This window comes from Desulfobacteraceae bacterium (assembly GCA_022340425.1).
GTDB lineage: Bacteria > Desulfobacterota > Desulfobacteria > Desulfobacterales > JAABRJ01 > JAABRJ01.
This window is the reverse complement of record JAJDNY010000114.1, coordinates 1-18,797: the sequence shown is the minus strand read 5'-3', so window position 1 is coordinate 18,797 and position 18,797 is coordinate 1. Positions and strand designations below refer to the sequence as shown.

16 protein-coding genes are annotated in these 18,797 nt (G+C 62.5%); 11 read left to right on the top strand and 5 right to left on the bottom strand.

Features of this window, described 5'->3' with window-relative positions:
* The 5 genes from LJE63_10045 to lpxK form a co-directional block, all read left to right on the top strand.
* On the top strand, window positions 1-786 hold a 786-nt coding region (locus tag LJE63_10045; protein MCG6906953.1), incomplete at its 5' end, for an ATP-binding cassette domain-containing protein.
* Window positions 787-830: 44 nt separating this feature from the next.
* Window positions 831-2,027, top strand: a complete 1,197-nt coding sequence (gene lptF, locus LJE63_10040) for an LPS export ABC transporter permease LptF (protein ID MCG6906952.1) — start codon at window positions 831-833, stop codon at window positions 2,025-2,027.
* A 22-nt stretch (window positions 2,028-2,049) separates the two neighbouring features.
* Window positions 2,050-3,126 (top strand): LPS export ABC transporter permease LptG, encoded by a 1,077-nt coding sequence (gene lptG / locus LJE63_10035; protein ID MCG6906951.1) that lies wholly within the window; start codon window positions 2,050-2,052, stop codon window positions 3,124-3,126.
* A 39-nt stretch (window positions 3,127-3,165) separates the two neighbouring features.
* Window positions 3,166-4,503, top strand: coding sequence for a 3-deoxy-D-manno-octulosonic acid transferase (locus LJE63_10030; GenBank protein ID MCG6906950.1), 1,338 nt, complete (start codon window positions 3,166-3,168; stop codon window positions 4,501-4,503).
* The gene (lpxK, locus tag LJE63_10025; GenBank protein ID MCG6906949.1) at window positions 4,500-5,735 is read left to right on the top strand and encodes a tetraacyldisaccharide 4'-kinase; all 1,236 of its coding nucleotides are present in this window, start codon (window positions 4,500-4,502) and stop codon (window positions 5,733-5,735) included. Before LJE63_10030 ends, lpxK begins: the two co-directional genes overlap by 4 nt.
* On the opposite strand, the gene kdsB is transcribed toward lpxK, so the two are convergent.
* Together kdsB and LJE63_10015 are read right to left on the bottom strand one after the other, a co-directional pair.
* Window positions 5,626-6,402 carry a 3-deoxy-manno-octulosonate cytidylyltransferase gene (kdsB, locus tag LJE63_10020; protein ID MCG6906948.1) on the bottom strand — a complete coding sequence of 259 codons (777 nt, stop codon included), beginning with the start codon at window positions 6,400-6,402 and terminating at the stop codon, window positions 5,626-5,628. The genes lpxK and kdsB overlap by 110 nt on opposite strands.
* A complete protein-coding gene (locus LJE63_10015) occupies window positions 6,399-7,769 on the bottom strand; it encodes a 3-deoxy-D-manno-octulosonic acid transferase (protein MCG6906947.1) in 1,371 nt (456 codons plus the stop codon). Before LJE63_10015 ends, kdsB begins: the two co-directional genes overlap by 4 nt.
* A 417-nt stretch (window positions 7,770-8,186) precedes the next feature.
* Between LJE63_10015 and LJE63_10010 the strand changes: the two genes are divergently transcribed.
* From LJE63_10010 to LJE63_09985, 6 genes are all read left to right on the top strand, one after another.
* A complete protein-coding gene (locus tag LJE63_10010; protein MCG6906946.1) occupies window positions 8,187-9,095 on the top strand; it encodes a lysophospholipid acyltransferase family protein in 909 nt (302 codons plus the stop codon).
* A gap of 185 nt (window positions 9,096-9,280) precedes the next feature.
* Entirely contained in the window at window positions 9,281-10,348 is a 1,068-nt protein-coding gene (gene waaF, locus LJE63_10005) for a lipopolysaccharide heptosyltransferase II (protein ID MCG6906945.1), read from the top strand.
* Window positions 10,345-11,391, top strand: coding sequence for a lipopolysaccharide heptosyltransferase I (gene waaC / locus LJE63_10000; GenBank protein ID MCG6906944.1), 1,047 nt, complete (start codon window positions 10,345-10,347; stop codon window positions 11,389-11,391). Before waaF ends, waaC begins: the two co-directional genes overlap by 4 nt.
* A gap of 94 nt (window positions 11,392-11,485) precedes the next feature.
* Window positions 11,486-12,436: a hypothetical protein gene (locus LJE63_09995; protein ID MCG6906943.1), complete on the top strand. Its 951-nt coding sequence runs from the start codon at window positions 11,486-11,488 to the stop codon at window positions 12,434-12,436.
* Window positions 12,437-12,491: 55 nt separating this feature from the next.
* A complete protein-coding gene (locus LJE63_09990; protein MCG6906942.1) occupies window positions 12,492-13,502 on the top strand; it encodes a hypothetical protein in 1,011 nt (336 codons plus the stop codon).
* Between the two features lie 75 nt (window positions 13,503-13,577).
* Window positions 13,578-14,684 carry a glycosyltransferase family 4 protein gene (locus tag LJE63_09985; protein MCG6906941.1) on the top strand — a complete coding sequence of 369 codons (1,107 nt, stop codon included), beginning with the start codon at window positions 13,578-13,580 and terminating at the stop codon, window positions 14,682-14,684.
* Between the two features lie 34 nt (window positions 14,685-14,718).
* On the opposite strand, the gene LJE63_09980 is transcribed toward LJE63_09985, so the two are convergent.
* The 3 genes from LJE63_09980 to LJE63_09970 all read right to left on the bottom strand — a co-directional run.
* Window positions 14,719-15,861 carry a glycosyltransferase gene (locus tag LJE63_09980; GenBank protein MCG6906940.1) on the bottom strand — a complete coding sequence of 381 codons (1,143 nt, stop codon included), beginning with the start codon at window positions 15,859-15,861 and terminating at the stop codon, window positions 14,719-14,721.
* An 87-nt stretch (window positions 15,862-15,948) separates the two neighbouring features.
* Window positions 15,949-17,388, bottom strand: a complete 1,440-nt coding sequence (locus LJE63_09975) for a lipopolysaccharide kinase InaA family protein (GenBank protein ID MCG6906939.1) — start codon at window positions 17,386-17,388, stop codon at window positions 15,949-15,951.
* A 278-nt stretch (window positions 17,389-17,666) separates the two neighbouring features.
* Window positions 17,667-18,797, bottom strand: a 1,131-nt coding sequence (locus LJE63_09970) for a glycosyltransferase family 9 protein (GenBank protein MCG6906938.1), incomplete at its 5' end; no start/stop codon positions are given.

Genomic DNA, 18,797 nt, shown 5'->3' with positions numbered 1-18,797 from the left:
GCCTCGGATATCCGCGACCCCGTCAACCCGCTGGTGATCCCGCCTGGGCCGCATCGGATCACCTTCCAGGACGTCTGGTTTCGCTACGACACAAAGCCCATTCTGCGGGGGATCACCCTGGATGTGGGCCCCGGCGAGATCCTGGCCCTGGTGGGCATGAGCGGCGGCGGCAAAACATCGCTGGTCAACCTGATCCCGCGCTTCTACGACGTCAGCCGGGGGGCGATTCTGATCGACGGCATCGACCTCCGCGCGGTGGCCGTCAGCGACCTGCGGCGCCAGATCGCCATCGTGACCCAGGACCCGATTCTATTCAACGACACCGTGCGCAACAACATCGCCTACGGCAAACCGCAGGCCAACGACGCGGAGATCGCAGCCGCCGCCAGGGCCGCTTACGCCTGGGATTTCATTCAAAACTTTCCCGAGGGGTTCAACACCCCCATCGGGGAGCTGGGCGGGCGCCTCTCCGGCGGGCAGAAGCAGCGCATCTGCATCGCCCGCGCGCTTCTTAAAGACGCGCCGATCCTGATCCTCGACGAGGCGACCTCCTCGCTGGATTCCGAGTCCGAGGCGCTGGTGCAGAAGGCGCTGGGCAATCTGATGTGCGGGCGGACCACCTTTGTCATCGCCCACCGGCTCTCCACCATCGGCCATGCCCGGCGGGTGGTGGCCATCGTGGACGGTGCCATCGTGGAAGAGGGCACCCACGAGGAGCTTCTGGCGGCCGAAGGCGTCTACCACAAGCTCTACCAGATGCAGTTTAACGGCGGCGATCCGGTTTGAAGGCGGACCCCGCGCGGATTGCCGGCCAAATCCCGACCCCGGTCATGAAAACCAACAACCTGGTCCACCGATACTTGTTTGTCGAGCTGCTGCCGCCCTTTGGCATCAATCTGGCCTTTTTCACGTTCATTTTTCTGACCAGCCGCATTCTGGAGATCACCAATCTGGTGGTCAACCACGGTGTCGGGGTGCTGCAGGTGCTGCAGGTGGTGGTTTACACCATTCCCTACTTCATGGTCTTCGTCATCCCGATGGCCGTGATGATGGCGGTTTTGCTGACTTTTCTGCGCCTTACCAGCGACAACGAGATCGTGGCGCTCAAGGCCGGCGGGGTGAACGTCACCGCGCTGCTGCCGCCGGTCTTGCTCTTCTGCCTGCTGGGGGGGCTCCTGACCGCCTTCATGTCCCTCTACGGCCAGCCCTGGGGACGGTCGTCGGCCAAGCAACTGGTGACCCGCATCGCCGCCGGCAGCATCGACATCGGCCTGCGGGAGCGGCAGTTCACCGATACCTTCGAGGGCATCACGCTTTACGTCGGCCAGGTGGACACCCAGACCCGGACGCTGCGCGAGGTGTTTATCGAGAACCGTCAGGACGCCAAAATGGCCAGCACCGTGGTGGCCCCCCGGGGGCAGCTGCTGCGGGCGGCGGACGGCCTGACCTGGCGGCTGCGGCTTTTTGACGGCACCATCCACCAGGTGGACCTCCAGGAGTTGCGGGCCAACGCCATCGGCTTCGACACCTACGATCTGACCCTGAGCCTGGGGGAGATGCTGCAGCCGGAAAAGAGCCCATCCAAACACCGCCGCGAGATGAACCTCACCGAGCTGGGGCGCTACATCCGCGAGCACCGGCAAGCACGGGACGCCGGGTACTTCAATGCCCTGATGCGCTACCACAAGATGTTTTCGATTCCCTTTGCCTGTCTTGCGCTGGGCTTTCTGGCGATGCCGCTGGGGATGCAGGCCAAACGGGCCAGCCGGTCATACGGCCTGGTGCTTGGCGTGGCTTTTTTTCTGGCCTACTACCTGCTGCTCTCGGCGGGGTCGGTATTTGGCGAAAGCGGACGAATCCCCCCGATTGCGGCGGTCTGGATGCCCAACCTCGTGACGGTGGTCGTGGGGGTCTTTCTTTTTGTCCGCATGGCCCGGGAGCGCCCCCTGCGTTTGGAATTGCCCGCTGACGGGCTCGAGCGTCTGGCCGCCGCCTGGCGCCGCAGCAGGCGCCGCGGCGGCCGCTAGGTTCGGAGATGTGATCCACCCCATGTTGATCATCAATACCTACCTGAGCCGTGAAATCTGCAAATACTTCTGCCTGTTGCTGACGGTGGTGCTCGGGGTCTACCTGATCGTCGATTTTTTTCAGAAACTGGATGATTTTTTCGAGGCCGGTTTGCCCATCAGCCGGGCGCTGGTCTATTTCGCCCTTAAAATACCCTTCATCGTCGCCCAGGTGTTGCCGGTCTGTCTGCTGCTGGCGGTGACCATCGTCTTCGGGTTGATGAACAAGAACAACGAGCTCACGGCCCTGCGCAGCAGCGGTGTGAGCGTCTACCTGCTGCTGCGGCCGGTCCTGGCCCTCGGGGTGCTTGGGAGCGCCGCGCTGTTCTTTTTTACAGATGTGGCCGTGCCGGTCAGCACCCAGCTGGCCAACAAGATCTGGTTGGAGGACGTGCAAAAAAAAGAGGCCGCGGCCGGACGGCAAAAGGACATCTGGGTCAAGGGCAAACGCGAGATCATCCACGTCAGCTACTTCGACCGGGTCAAAAAGATCGCCTACGGTCTGACCGTCCATCGGATGGACGCTGATTTCCGCCTGGTCCGGCGCCTGGACGCCAATCAGGCCGTCTTTCGTGACGGCCTCTGGCACCTCAAGCAGGTGCTGGAGCAACGGCTGGACGCGGCCAGTGGCGCCTTTCTGAGCGAATTTGCCCCGGAGAAGAGCGTTCGCATCGATCTCGTGCCGGCGGATCTCGGCATGGTGGCCAAGAGGACCGAGGAAATGAGCTTTGCCGAGCTTTTGACCCACATCCGCGAGATCCGGGCCGACGGCCACGACCCCAGCGACTACCGGGTGGACCTGCACGCCAAGCTGGCCTTTCCGTTCACCTGTCTAATTCTCTTGATCGCCGGAACCGGGATGGCCCTCAGAAGCCAGCGGCGGGAAGCCCTGGCGGCGGGGGTGGCCTACGGCATCGGCATGGCCTTTCTCTACTGGCTGGTCTATAGCCTTTTCATTGCACTGGGGTACGCAGAGGTGATGGCGCCCCTGATCGCCGCCTGGGCGGCCAACGTGGTGTTTCTCTGCTTTGGGGTAATCACCCTGCTCAACGCCCAGTAGGCCGGCGGGCGCGCGGATGGGGCGCCTGGCGGGGGGAATATGCCGATTTTCTACAATCTCCTGCTGCATCTGTTCCTGGCGGGCGCCGCCCCGCTTCTGCTGCCGCTGATCTTGCTGACCCCGCGGCGGCGGCGGACCGTGCTGCAGCGCCTGGGGCTGGCCGATCGCCCGCCCCGTCCGGAGCCAGGCTCCGGTGCGGGCCGGGGGCCGATCTGGGTGCACGCCCTCTCGGTGGGCGAAACCATCTCGGCCGTGCCGCTGGTCCGCGGGCTGGCCGGCGCATGCGATGGCCGCCGGCTGGTGCTTTCGGTCTCCTCCCTGAGCGGATTCCAGATCGCCCGGCAGCAGGTTAAGGGGCTGGTGACGCATCTGTTCTATTACCCCTATGATCTGCCGTTTAGCATCCGCCGCACGGTGGCGCGGGTGCGACCCGCGATGGTTGTGATCGTCGAATCGGACCTCTGGCCGAACTTTCTGACCTATCTCGCCGGCCGCGGCGTGCCGCTGGCCCTGGTAAACGCCCGCCTGTCGGAGAAATCATTCCAGGGCTACCGCCGCTTTCCCGGCTTCACCCGCCGCGTCCTGCGCTGCCTGGCCCTGGTTTGCGCCCAGAGCCCGCGGGACGCGGCCCGCTTTCACGCCCTTGGGGTGCCCTGGGGGCGGCTGACGGTCACGGGAAATCTCAAATTCGACCAGCCGGCACCCGCCGGGCCTGCAGAGGAGGCCGCGGTCTGGCGGCGGCGGCTGTTCTTGCCGCCGCCGGCTCCGGTCATCGTTGCCGGCAGCACCCATCCGGGCGAGGAGGAGCTGCTGCTGAAGGCCTTTGCCCGGCTGAGGGCGGATCTGCCGGAGGTCCGGCTGATCGTCGCCCCGCGCAACCCCCAGCGGGCGATAGCGGTGGCCCGGCTGTTTCAAGCCGCAGGCTTCACAGCCCGGACGCTGGAAAATCTTTCCGGGTCAGACGGCCAGCGCCCCTGGACGGTGGCGGTGGTCGATGTTCTGGGTGTCCTGCGGAGGCTTTACGCTCTGGCGGATATCGCTGTCATCGGCGGCAGCTTCGTGCCCCTCGGCGGCCACAACCCCCTGGAGCCCGCGGCATGGGCCAAACCGGTGATCTTCGGCGGCGACATGCGCAATTTCAGGGATGCCGCACGGCTTCTACTGGCCGCCGGTGGGGCCGTCCAGGTGGCGGACGCGCCGGCGCTCGACCGTCAGGCGGTCGATCTGCTGCAAAACCCCTCGCGGGCCCGTCTGATGGGGCGGCAGGCGGCTGCCGTCTTCCAGGCCAACAAGGGCGCGGTTACGCGGACGGTGGCGGCGCTCAAACGGCTCTGCCCCCCAGCCACCGGACCCACCGTGTGGGGGGGTAGCCGGTGAGCGGTCTGCGCCGCCGGGTCGAGGCGCTCATGGGCGGCGAGCGGCCGCGCCCGTTCGACCCGCTCGCAGCCGGGCTGGATCTGGCGGCGGGTGTCTATGGCGGGGTGGGATTCTTGCGGGCGGCCCTTTACCGGCGGGGCGTGCTGCGGGCGCGAAGATTGCCTCGCCCGGTGATTGCGATCGGCAACCTGACCGTGGGGGGGACCGGCAAGACCCCCATGGCCATCCATCTCGCCGGGCTGCTGCAGCAGCTGGGCTACCGGGTGGCGGTGATCAGCCGGGGTTACCGGGGGCTCGCGGAAAAAACCGGCGGGGTGGTCAGCGACGGTGCAAACCTGCGCATGACCGCCGCCGAGGCTGGCGACGAGCCCTATCTGATGGCGCTCCTGCTTCCCGGGGTGCGGGTCGTCGTGGGGCGATGCCGCCGCCGGGCGGGGCTGCGCGCCCTGGCGGCCTTCGGGGTGGATATTCTGGTGCTGGACGATGCCTACCAGCACCTGCAACTGGCCCGCGACCTCAACCTGCTGCTGCTGGATCACGTTGCCCCCTTCGGCAACGGGCGGGTGCTGCCCCGAGGTGTTTTGCGGGAGCCGATCTCGGCTCTGACGCGGGCCGATGCCGTGGTCTTCACGCGCGCGGCAAGAAACGTCGGTCGCGGGCCGTCGGCCGCGCGGCTGCCGGGGCTGGGAACCGGCGTGCCGGTGTTTTACTGCCGTCATCGGCCGTACCTCAGCGGGGTCGTGCCGGCGGGAAAGCGCCGGATGGAGGCCGTCGCAGCCCGGATGGGCGTGGCCGGCCTGGCCGGGCCGCCGACGGTGGCCTTTTCCGGCATCGCCCGCAACGACGATTTTCTCCAAACCCTCGTCGGGCTTGGGGTGCGCGTCAGCGCGGCCCTGGCCTTCCCCGATCACCATCGGTACGGCGAAAAGGATCTGGAACGGATTCGACAAGCGGCCCGCCAAACCGGGGCGCGCCAGCTGGTCACGACCCACAAGGACTTCGTTCGCATCCAGTCCCGCGGTCTCTTGCCGTTGCCTTTAGGGGTGGTCGGTGTCAGGATCGACTTCGGGGATCAGGCTCAGGCCTTTTCGGATTTCATCCGGCGGCGGACGGCCGATTTTTTCAGCCGGGGCCCCCGGCCCGAGCGGACCGCGGGCCGGCCTCGGTCAGCAGGCGGGTCACCGCTGCGAGGTCCTCGGGACGATCCACCCCGATGCTCCGGTGGCGGGTGAGGACCACCTGAATGGGGATCCCGTTTTCCAGCAGCCGCAGCTGTTCCAGTTTTTCGGTGGTCTCAAGCGGGCTGGGACCCAGCGCAACGAACTGGCGCAGGGCCTCCAGCCGGAAAGCGTACAGGCCGATGTGGCCGTAGCGGGGTTGGTGGGCCTGGCCGTCGCGCGCAAAGGGAATCGGCGCCCGGGAAAAATAGAGGGCCTGGTGCTGAACCCCGAAGACCAACTTGACCCGGTCGGGATTGGCCGCCTCCTCGGGGTCCAACTTTCGGGCAAGGGTGCTCACCCGGGTGCCGGGGGCTTCAAACGGTGCCAGCAGCGCCGTCAGGACCGAGGGCTCCAGGGCCGGCTCGTCCCCTTGGATGTTGACCACCACGGCGTCTTCGGGGACTCCCAGCTGTTCGGCGGCCTCCAGCACGCGGTCGGTGCCGCTGGGGTGGTCCGAGCGGGTCATCACCACCGGCACCTGCCATTGCCGCGCCGCCGCCGTGATGCGCGGGTCATCGGTGGCCAGCACCACCCGGGAGAGGGCCGGGCACCCTCGGGCGCGCTGGTAGACGTGCCAGAACATCGGTTTGCCCAGGATCGGGACCAGGGGCTTGCCCGGGAAACGGGAGGAGGCGTAGCGCGCCGGGATGATGCCGATACAGGTGGGAAGGGACGTCATTTTTGCGGTCTCCTGGCGTTGAGGTGCTGGGCGGGGCCGGCGGGCCGGCGGGGGGCGTTTCCCCCAAAAAGCAATTCGCACACCACCCCGGCCGTCCGGGCGGTGCCGCCCTGGCGGGCCCGGATATAGGCCGCGGCTTGCTCCCGGATCTGACCTCGCGCTGCGGGCTGCCGCAGGTGGGTGACCAGGGCATCCGCTGCTGCCTGCCAGTCGGGGACCTCGTGCACCAGCCCGGTGCTCACAAGGTCCCGGCCGACCCAGGTAAAATTGGTCCAGTGGGGCCCGATCACCGGTCGAACACCGCCGTTTAGGGCCTCCAGAAAGTTCTGGCCGCCCAGCGGGGCCAGGCTGCCGCCCACGAAAGCGGCCCGGCAGCGCCCGTAGGCGGCGGCCAGTTCCCCGAAGCCGTCCCACAAGATGATGCTGCCGGGGGAAACCGGCGCCCGGACCCCCGAGCGTTTCACCCAGGGGATGCTTGCGCGTCGAAGTCTCTTTTGCCAGGCGGCCTGACGGTGGGCATGACGGGGGAAAAGCCCGATCACGGCCTCGGGCGCCGCCTGCCGCAGGCGCCTGATAATCCGCAGGACCTGGTTCTCCTCGGCCCGGCGGATAGAGCCCAGCACCACCAGCGGACCCTGGGCGATTACGGCGGCTGGGTCTTCGGATACCGCGGCCCTGGAAGCGGCGTCGACCTGCATCTGGTCGAACTTGAGATTGGGCACCACCGTGATCCCGGCCGGGCCGAAAAGGGCCGCGAAACGCGCGCCGTCCGCCGGGGAGACGGCCAGCACGCGCTCCGGCCGCAGGGCGCGCCAAATGGACGGCCAGATGCGGTAGCGTCTGAGACTGCGGGGGGTCATACGGCCGTTTGCGATCAGACAGCGGCCGCCGCGGGCTTTGAGCTGCGCCAGAAGCCCCGGCCAGATCTCGGATTCCAGCAGGACCACGACCCGCGGCCGCACGCTGTCCACCGCCCGACGCATGATGGCGGGCCGGTCAAAGGGGAAATAGGCGAGACCGCTCAGGCGCACCCCGGGGGGGGCGGGGTGGCGGCCGGCCGCCTGGCGAAGGACATCCAAGCCCTGCCGGGTGTTGGTGGTGACCAGGGCGCGGACCGGGGCGGGGGGGCGTAGCCGGCCGATGATCTGCCACGCCAGTTGGGCTTCCCCCACCGAGGCCGCCTGGATCCAGAGGTCCGCGCGCGGAAGCGGCTGCCGCAGGCAGCGCTGGGAAAAACCCGCGGCCAGGCGCTGGTTGTGGTGCAGCAGCGGCAGGGCCGCCCGCCAGAGGCAGTCGTAGAGGAAAAAGACGATTCGGTGGGTGCTTCCCGTCATGGCGGATAGGATGTAAAATTGACAGTTCCGCAAAAAAACCAATTTCTGCGTTGCGCCGCATCTCGGAGTCGCTGCGGCGCACATAAGGGCGCCTCACTTCCCGAGATTTTCGCGCCTTGAACGTGGCTTTTTTTCGAAACTGTCTGATTTTTTAATTTTTACCGATCCATTAAACCGGCGCTTGGCCTATGGTATTCATTTGGACGCTCGGTTGGAATTTGGCCAACTTAATAGCGCCCCCGGGCGCGCCTGTCACCTGAAACTTTCGGGTGGTGGAAAATTGACATTGGCCTGGCATTGGGTCTAAAAACGGTGATCCTGCCGCGTTCGGCGACGAGCGGTCGTAAAGCGGCGGACCGGCTTGGGAAAAGCCCCTTGCCGGGGGTCCACGACACCCATGGGGCGCAGCAGTTTTGAGAAGCCCGGGGCGCCCGCCCGACGGGTGATGGGATGACCAGAGTGCCACAACTCGCGGATCACCTGATTCATGGTTTTTTTCGGATCATCGGCCTGATTCCGATGCAACCGGCGGCAGCCCTGGGCGACGCCCTTGGCGGGTTGTGGTACCGGCTGGACCGGCGCCACCGCAAAATCGCCAGGGCCAACCTGAAAATCGCCTTCGGGCGCGAAAAAACGTCCCGGGAAATCGACCTCCTGGCCCGGCGAAGCTTTCAGAACCTGGGCAGGCTGCTGTTCGAGGTGGGGTGGCTGCAGGGCCTCGCACCCGGCGAGGTTGCGCGCCATTTTTCTCTGGAGGGCTTCACCCCCGGCCGGCTGGCCCAGTTGCGCCGGGGGGTTTTGGTGTTGACCGCCCATTTCGGCAACTGGGAGATTTTGCCGGCCGCGGCGACCATGCTCGGCGTTCGCCTCAGCATCGTCTATCGGCCGCTGGATTTCGCGCCCCTGGACCGGTTTTTCGGCCGCTCCCGAAGCCGCTTCGGAGCCGACCTGATTCCCAAGAAAAACGCGCTCTTTCGGATCGTCAGGGCCCTCCGCGGAAACCGCGCCGTCGGCATCCTGATGGATCAGAATGTCAAACGCGACCAGGGCGTGTTCGTCGATTTCTTCGGCAGACCGGTTTCCACCAACAAGGGATTAGCTCAGCTGGCGCTTAAGACCCGAGCGCCGGTCTATCCGATGTTTCTCGTCCGTCGGGGCCGGGGCTTCACGGTGGTGATAGAAGATCAAGTCCCCCTGGCCGTCACCGGCGACCCGCAGCGGGACGTCGCCCTGAACTCCCGCCGCTACAACCAGACGCTGGAGAAGATGATTCGCCGCTATCCTGACCAGTGGTTCTGGGTTCACCGGCGATGGAAAAAACACCCCAAGGCCGGGCAACCGGTCTGGGACGATATTTAACATCCCAATCCGGCCTGCGGCGCCTTGTGCGTTTCCAAACTATAAAGTTGGAAAACGCTTTCGATGTAAAGGAATTTTATCGAGTTGATACTTCGAAATTTAGAACCCTGCGTGATTGTCCAAGTTGCTGCAGCTTCAGCGTCGGCTGCCGACCAGGATAGCCGACATTAACGACAACACCCTGAATGCCTCTACTTCACCTGCGTACCCGGCCTTTAAAAGTGAATACCATAAGATCTGAGAAGATTAATCGCCTGCTGATATTCTCCACCAACTGGATTGGCGATGCAGTGATGACCACCCCGGCCCTGGCAGCGGTTCGCAGAACCTTTTTTCGCGCTGAAATCACCCTCGTCGGCAATCCAACGATGGCTGAACTTTTCAGGCATCATCCCCATTTAGACACGATTCTGGTTTACGACAAGAAGGCGCAGCACCGAGGGATTGCTGGATTTGCGCGTTTCTGCCGTCAATTACGGCGACAAAAATTTGATTTGGCGATTTTATTTCAAAACGCCTTTAAGGCCGCTTTGGCAGCCAATTTGGCCGGTGTTCCCCATCGGGCCGGCTACCGCACCGATGGCCGCGGGCCTTTGCTCTCTCACGCGGTATCGGTCGGAGAGATTGAGCGTCGCCTGCATCACACGTGTTATTACCTGACGATGCTGAAAAAGCTGGGAATTGGCGGCGGAGACGGGCTGCTTGCCCTGGCGGTCACGGAAAAGGAACGGGCCGAAGCCCGCCGACGCTTGGGTGCAGGGAACTTCATGGCGATAAACCCCGGGGCTTCCTATGGTGCCGCCAAGCGCTGGATCCCGAAGCGCTTTGCCCTTGTCGGCGACCGCCTGGCCGAAGAATATGGGGTGCGGGTCGTCCTTACGGGCGGCACGGGAGAAAAGAAAATCGGCCAGGACATCGCTGAAGCCATGAATTCGCGGCCGCTTAACCTGATCGGGCTGACCACGGTTCGCCAGATGATGGCGGTCATCTCTCAATGCCGATTGATGGTGACCAACGATTCGGGGCCGATGCACGTTGCGGCCGCTTTGGGCGTTCCGATCGTGGCGGTCTTCGGTCCCACAGACCCCCAAACGACCTCGCCGCTGTCCGACCGATCCTGCATTGTCCGTAAAGAGGTTGCATGCGCCCCTTGCCTGCTGCGCCGCTGTCCGATCGACCACCGCTGCATGCAGCGCATCAGTGTGGCGGATGTGATGGACGGGGTCGCCTTGTTGATGGAATCGTCGGCATGAAACTGCTGATCGTCAAAACCAGCGCCCTGGGGGACGTGGTGCACGCCCTGCCGGTATTGGCCTATTTGAAGAGCACCAGGCCCGACGTCCGGATTGATTGGCTGGTGGAAGAAGCCTTTGCGCCCCTCATCGCCGATCATCCTTTGCTGAACCGTGTGATCGTGCTGCGCACCAAGAACTGGCGCCGGTCCGCTTTTTGGCCGGCGGCTGCCGGTGTCTGGCGGGTGATCCGGGGTCTGCGCCGCCAAGGCTACGACCGGGTGCTGGATCTTCAGGGCAACAGCAAAAGCGGTCTTTTTACGCGCTTGGCCGGTTCCTGTCAGCGCTATGGATTCGATCGCAGTGGGGTCCGGGAGTGGCCAAATCTGCTGGCAACCACGCACCGGGTGCATCTGGGTGACGGGGTGCGGCATGTCAGCCGACGGTCCCTGGCGGTTGCCCGGGCGGCGGTGCCCGGCGGTAGCGAAGAAAGGTGGGCCGGCCCGTTGAGCGTTAGCCCCGCTGCTGTCGCGCGGGTCGCAGCCCAGCTGCAGGGGTTGGGGCTGGCGCCCCCCAGAGAGCGCCCGCTGGTGGTTTTGCATTACGGCACCACCTGGCCCACCAAGCGTTGGCGGCTTGCATCCTGGCAGGCGCTCGCCGTGCGGCTGATCCGCGAGCTGAACGCAACGCTGCTGCTGACCTGGGGAACCGAGGGCGAAAAAAAGGCGGCGACCGCCATCGCCGCCGCCGGGCGGCAGGCGCTGATCTGGCCTAGGGGGTCTCTGCCCGACCTGGCGGCCCTGCTGGCGAGCGTCGACCTGCTGGTCGGATGCGATACCGGGCCGGTTCACATCGCCGCCGCGCTGGGAACGCCGACAGTGTCCGTCTACCGGGCGACCGACGCCAGGCGGAATGCACCGCGCGGCCCTCAGCATCGGTGCCTGCAAGTGCCGCTGGAATGCGCGGCCTGCCTTCGCAAGCGCTGCGAGCGGGACCGGCAGTGTGCGGAGTCGGTTTCCGTGGAACGCGTCTTCGGCGCCGTCAAGGCCAATTTCGATCGCTAGGTTCACCGGCCGGCACCCGTTTCAGGCTTTTTCAAAAGCGGTCATCCTCATTTGAACCCTGCAGGGGGCGGTTGCCCATTCCAGGAAAGTTGCCGTGCCCGATTACCCCAAATGCGACCAGGTGGCGCTGCCCGCCGCGATGGCCGCCTTCGTGGCGCCGGTGGCGCCCATTCAGGCAGGCGGCATATGCATCAACCGCCCCTACCGGGATATCCTGGAGGCCGCTGGTTTGAACGACTTCGAGTCCTTCTGGCGCTTTACTGGGGGGGAGGTCATCAAGCAGATCAAAACCCGCTCCGTTACGCGCTTTTGGCTGGATTCAAACGGCGGCCGGCGTCAATTTTACCTCAAACGGCACCTCAGAGAATGGACCGGGTGGCCCCTGGCAGGGGGCCGTGGCTTTCCCGACTGGGCGCGCTCCCAGGGGCTAATGGAGTTCGGCCACTGCGCGCTTTTTCGCCGCAGTGGCCTGGCCACGGCCCACCCGGTGGCCGCCGGGGAGCGGCGTGTCCGGGGTTTGTGGGCCGAGTCCTTCTTCGTCAGCGAGGCCTTCGCGCCCTTTGTTGCGCTTGAAGACGTGATTCGCCTGCGCCCCGGCCTTTTTCAAGGCCCCCACGGGGCGCGCGTCAAAGAGGTGTGGTTGGGCTGCATCGCCCGAGCGGCCCGTCGGATGCACGCATGCGGATTTCATCATCTGGACTTCAATGCCACCCATATCCTGGTTTACTGCCCGCAACCGTTGGTCGAAGCGCCCCACATTGGCTTTTTTGATTTGCAGCGTGTCAGCCAAAACCGGCTGTTCCGCTGGCGCTGGATGATAAAAGCCCTTGCGCGCCTGATTCATACCCTGCCGCCGCAATTGTTTTCCGAGACCGATCGCCGGCATCTTTTTCTGTCCTACAAGGGCCGCAGCCGGCTGGATATCTGGAGCAGGGTGCAGTGGTGGTGGCTGACGCGCAAAAGCGACCGGATCAAACGGCATACCCAAAAAATCGAGGAAATAAAGAAGCGGCAGCGGGAGCAGCTGGCGAAGGTCAAAAGATGAGAAAAAAATTCTGATCAGGGACCCTTTCGGTTGAATTTGAAGAGCGAAGAGGGGTATGCGCCGAAAACCGAAGATCAATTTCTGCAGCTTCAGAAAGCAATCGGAATGGTCCGCCATTTGCCGCCTTGAGGCGCCCGATGTGGATGCGCTTCATGACAAGTTCGTTGATGGCATCGATGTCTGGATTGTTCAATCCTATCTGATATTCAAGGCTGCAAAACTCCCTTTTGAAATCCTCTTTTCCGACGAAATAATGGCCGATGCCATTAATATTCTGCACCGCGACGAAATTCACCTCAAGCGAAACCTGGATCGGGGATTCATCCTGGGGATCCGGGCGGACCGCCCGCCCCTTTACATGGCCGATTTGACCGTCTGCCAGAATCGATCTTGCGCCGCAACAACCAATGGCCTCTACCTTCCCCAGTGGCCCCAGCCGGGTCTTATCCCGCGGGACCCGAAGCGGAAGGATAGACTGGAAAATATCGCCTTTTTCGGTCGGCGGGTAAACCTCGATGGCAGACTCTCTGGTGCGGATTTTCAGGCGTTTTTGAACCGCAGGGGGCTTCGCCTGGTCCATGATGAAAAGAGGTGGCACGATTATCGGGAGGTTGATGCGAGTATCGCCTTGAGGCGGATTCCCGAGATAGAAATTTGCACCAAGCCAGCCAGCAAATTAACCAATGCCTGGTTGGCCGGGGTTCCCTCCGTGCTGGGCGATGAGCCCGCCTACGCAGAGCTTCGAAGACACCCATACGACTATTTGGCGGTCGCATCACCCCAAGACATCCTGGCGGCATTGGACCGGTTGCGGCAAAAAAAGGAATACAGCAAATTCAGAGAACAAGCCCGGCGGCGGGCCCGGGAATTCACCAGAGAAAAAACCTTGCGGAAATGGGTGGCGCTTTTGGAAAAAACCGTTATCCCCGCCTACCTCGGCGCCCGTCCGTCAGCAGGCCGGCGAAAGATCCAGATGATTCTGAGAGCTTTCCGCCAGCACGCCGCAACCAAAATATGGAAGAACCGCTGGCGGCAGCAGCAGGCCACGATCGCCCGGTGCCGATGAATGCAAGCCGTGCGGCCTGATTTTGACAATCTCCACTCCCCCGGGTCGGAGTCATCCCCGAAAGTTGCCCCAAGCATGAGAATCGCCGTTATCCGAAAGGAGTGCTCGCTTCAGAGGGGCGGGGCCGAGAGATACTGTGCCAACCTGTGCCGGGAATTGGCCCGAAGAGGCCATCGGGTTTTCGTCCTGGCCCAGCGGATGGACCAGGACCTCCATCCGGATCTGCAGCATGTTCCCATTCGGGTCAGCGCCTTCGGTTCGGCGGCCAAAAACCTTTCATTTCACCGCAATAGCCAGAAAGCGTTGAAGCAACTGCGGGTGGACCGTGTCTACGCGCTCTCCCGCAGCTATCCGGTCGACGCCTTGCGCGTCTCCGACCCCCTGCATGCGGCCTGGATGAAACAGCGTTACCGGTCGCCCTGGCGGTTTTCCCTGGAACGTCTCAACCCCCGGCACCGCGCCATTCTCCGTTTGGAGGCGGCGATTTTCAATCCGGCCAACACCCGGGTTGTGATCACCAATTCCAAATTGACCAAAGCTCAGGTGCATCAGTTCTACGGGTATCCGCCGGAGCGGATTCATGTGGTCTACAATGGCGTCGATCTGGACAAGTTCTCGGCCGCGGCGAGGCCGGCGCCGGTTTCCAAAACCACCCGCCTGCTTTTCGTCGGGATGGACTTCCGGCGCAAGGGCCTGGCGCATCTTCTCAGGGCAATCAGCCTGATCAAACCCCCGTCGGTGGTCTGTTCTTTGGATGTCGTTGGCCGAGGGGACGAAAAGAGCTTTCGGCGGATGGCAGAAAATTTGGGACTTTCGAGGGTCGTCAGATTTCACGGCCCGACCCCGATGGTGGAAGCTTTTTACTGCAGGGCCGATTTGCTGGTGTTGCCCACCCGGAATGACCCCTTTGCCAACGTCTGCCTGGAGGCGCTGGCGTGCGGCCTGCCGGTTGTTACCACCGCCGCCAACGGCGCTGCGGAAATTGTTCGGGACGGTGAAACCGGGTTTATTTTGGATGGCGCCGACGATTTGGCGGATCAGATTGCCGCGCGCATCAGCCTCTTTGCGGCGATGCCCATGGCGAGGCGGCGGAAGATGGCAGAGATGGCCCGCCGGAGCGCCGAAGGGTTTACCATCGGGCGCAATGTGGATGAGACGCTGAAGATTTTAGAATCTCTCTAACCCGGGCCTCTCCTATCCAATGGGCGGAGGGTTTTCAAGGGGTGGTTCTGAAACGGGACAAGTGATGCTTGTAAAGATCGACGGTTTGTTGAACCATGCGCTCGTGGGTGAACGCCTCCTTGACTCGGAGTTTCGCCGCCTGGCCCATGGCCTTCAGGTTCTCGGGCGGTTTGCGGTAAAGTTCGAGCATGGCCCGGGCCAAGGCTTCCGTTTCTCCGCGGGCAACCATTCTTCCAAAATCAAGACCGCAGGCGAAGATATCTGTAACCCCCTCGGCATCCGTGGCGATTACCGGCAGCCCGCTCGCCATCGCCTCCAAAATGGCCGCCGGCATGCCTTCCCGCCAGGAAGGGTGAACGAAGACATCCAGTCCATGGAGCAGCAGGGGGATGTCTTGGGGCGGGATTTTCCCCAGAAAAATGACCGCCTCCCGTAATTCCCGCGCAACCACAGCTTCCAGGATCTCGTTCTGCAAGGGGCCGTCACCCGCCAAAACAAGACAGGCATTTTCCATTTCTCGCCGCACCATTGAAAAAGCCTTTATTAGGCCGGGGTGGTCCTTCGCTTTTCTAAATCTTGCGGCCATTCCAAATAAAAACTTTTCCTTGGGAAGACTAAAAGCTTTTCGGGCATCCGCCTTCGGGAGGTTGAGTTCATAGCTGCGGGGGTCTATCCCGTTAGGAATTACAACTACCTTGCTCGCAGCCATTCCCGTGCGATGGAGAAAATCATTTTTGACGCCTTCGCTGACGGCGATGACCTGAGATATCTGGGCTGAAATAAGGCGAAACGCCAAGCGCCGGCTGATGGTGCGTATCAATTTGGCAATGCGTATCGTGTAAAAAAGGCCTGGCAACCCGGTCCATCGGGCTGCAATGGCGAGATAAATCAGGGGATGGTGGCGCTGGACATGGGCGGCGATGGCATGCTGGGTTTTCAATGCCCTTGCGATCTTAGCCACTAATGAGGGGTGAAACCCTTTGTATGATTTTGGCGTACAGCCCAGGTCCAAAATCTCAAAACCGGCTTCCTGCAGACTGCTGCGGCGATCGGGGGCTGTCCAAAAGTAGGTCACGACGGGGTTGAAGCCGGCATCTACTAAGCCAGCCAGAATGTATTGATGAAAATGCTTGTCCCGGCTGGGATCATCCAAAAAATACAGGATTGTGTTTTTCATTTGTCAGACCTTTAACGGAATCGGTTGCAGATACTCGCCGGCAGGGTGTTCGCTGCTCATTCTTTGAGTTTTAGCGCTTCACAGTATCTAAACTGCCTGCTTGGGAGACGGGGATCGGGAAATCTCCCGTTTTAACCGGTGGCCGAATTGCCGCAGGGTTTTTCTGCGAAACGACCGGTAGAGTCGCTCCCGCCGATGCCGCCAGGGAAGGTGCAAATTGACATATGCATGAAAAAGAAGATCGGTTTTGGCGGGGTCGGGGTCCATCATCAAAAAATAGGAGGCCAGGTTTTTGAGGTCCGAAATACGCTGTCCGTCCCTTAGGCATCGAACAAAGCGTGCCGCATCCAGATCGATCACCCTGAGGGGGCCCTTCTTCCCATCGCAAGGCCAAATGATATTGCTGAGTTTCAAATCGCCATGTTGGACGCCCTTTTGGTGGAGTTCCCAGGTCAAGCGGGCCAGGCACCGCATCACCCAGGGGCGTTTCTGGTCATCGGTGAAAGCGCCCTGAAGGTCGCGGAAGCCCTCGGAAACCCCGTCGATATAGGCATACAGGGCATATGAACAGCGGTAACCGAAGCCTTTGCCGACATCCACGGCGGCCAGGAGGCGGGATGTGGGGATGGCTCTCATTTCCATCGAGCGGCTGGCTTTCCATATTTTCCAGGCGAGCGAAGGGGCCAGCAAACGCTTGAGGCGATGGCGCCAGTCTTTGACATTGTAGCGTTTTAAAATGTAGCGGCGGCCTTCAAACCGAATCGCGGCCAGTTTTGCGCGTTTCGAGTTTTTCAAAGTTTTTTCGGTAAATTCAAAAAGCCTGCCGGGGGTTGCCGTGAGGTGATTTCGCAGTCCGGGCGCGATCGAAGGGTCAACATAACCCCGAACCCCCTCGGTGTTGTCGACATAATTCTGAAGAGCTGATTTTTTAAGATTTCGTACGCCCTTTTTCAACCAGTGGGTGCGCATTTTTTGGAAGGCCTTTTGCTGAATGCGCCAGAGGTGTTTTCGCAATTCGGGATGATGGCGCGTCAGCGTGGCAAAGAAGCGAAGCTTGCAGCGGTTTTCAATCCTGGGGAAAACGGGGAGTAAAAAAGAAAGATTGGCGGCGATTTCCTCGGTATTTAAAAAGCCCCGCTTTTTGATCCGGGCTGCCTGCATGTCGATGATGAAAAATTTCCAGGTTTCATCCTGGATCAAGAGGTTGCCCAGGTTGTAATCGGTTTGAAACAGGCCGCAGTTATAAATGGCCAGCATGAAGGCGCTAAAATTATCGGCCAGCCGGTATCGCTGCCGTCTGCTGAGCCCTTCCCATTTGAGGTCGATAAACGTGCCCAGGGTGTGGCAGGGGGCTACCGAACGGTTGATAAAATAGGAGCTGTCGCGGGCAAGCCCCACTGCCGCCGGCTCGGGTGTGCCCCGACAGCACCCGAAGATTTGCCTGGCAATATCCCACTCTTTGACGGCGGCGTCGCGCCATTTTTGTTTGAGACGCTGCAGGGGGCCCCTAAAAAGATAAACTTTCACGAAAAAATCGCCCGCCCCGTATACGGTCCTGGCCGGCCTGGTCTGGACGGTGTGCCAGCCCGCGCCGCCCAGGTGCCGCAGGAGCGCCTCACCCGTTATGCCGGGTGCCAATTCCCATCTGGCCGCTGTCAGGGTCTGTAAAGATGGCGGACCTTGTTGGGCGCTTTCCGGGGGGTGATGGGTGGGGGCGTCTTTCAAGGTTCTGTTTTTTGATGCGTCGGCATTGGGTGAAGGAATCGTGTTCCCCTTTGCGGCGGGCGCATTCCGATGAAAAGAGTTTAGGGGCGTACCCCGATTTTTTCGGCGGTCGGAAGGGCCAGCCGCCCGGAGGGTTTTGCCAGCATTGCGACAGCCCTCTGGTAAACCTCAGCCACCGTGATCTGGGTCATGCAGGATGGCTTGAGGGGACATTTCTTGTGAACGCAGCCGGACCCGCAGGGCTTTGGCTTGGCGATCACGATATGCCGCTCTTGGTCCTGGTAGGGCCCCGAGCTGCCGGGATCGGTGGCGGCGAAGAGGGAGAGGGTCGGCGTGCCGACGGCAATCGCGATGTGCAACGATCCGGTGTCATTGGTGACCAAAAAGTCAAGGCCGGAGATGACCGCCGGCAATTCCGCGATACGGGTCTGCCCGCAAAGCGAGACAATTCTCCCGGGTGCCTCGACCCCGTCCGCAATCGCCTTACCCAGTGCAGCTTCGGATTTGTCGCCGAGAATGAGGATGTTCAGATCGGGGGCGGTGGCCAGGAGCCTGCGGGCGAGGTCAACGAATCTCTCCTGGGGCCAGATTTTATAGGGGCGGCTGGCCCCCGGCTGCAACCCGACCACGGGCCCTCGATGGCCTGCGCGGCCCCACATGGCACCCATTTTTTGGCGGGCACGATCCGTCTCCTCTTTTTTCTGCGGGAGCACCAGGCGGGTGGGCCAATCGCTGAAACCGGGGTACATCAGCCGCAGAATCGCCAAGCGGCGCGCGATGGTGTGACGGCTGTAGTCGGGAAAGGTGCGCAGGGTAAACAAGGGGTCGAAGGGCGGGTGCAGGGACTTGCCGGCGATAAAGGGGATTCCGGCCAGGGCCGCCAACCCGACCGGGCCGGGGTCGGAAACGTGAAACACGAAGGCGGCGTCGAAGTTTTCTTTTTTTAGGGCGTTCAGATTGTGAAGAAAGCCGGCCCACCCTTTCCTGTGGGGGATGATCCCATCGAGGTCGGGGTTGGTGCGAAACATGGGTATGTAACGGTCCCGGATGAGGGCAACGATCCTGGCCCGGGGGTTGAGGCGCCGCAGGGCGTTAAAACATGGGGTTGAGAGCACCGTGTCGCCGACCGCCGTGGTGGAAATGGCCAAAATGCGGGCAAAATTTCTCTGGGAGGGATCCGCCGTTGGCCGGGGGGTGAAACCCAGGAGAAA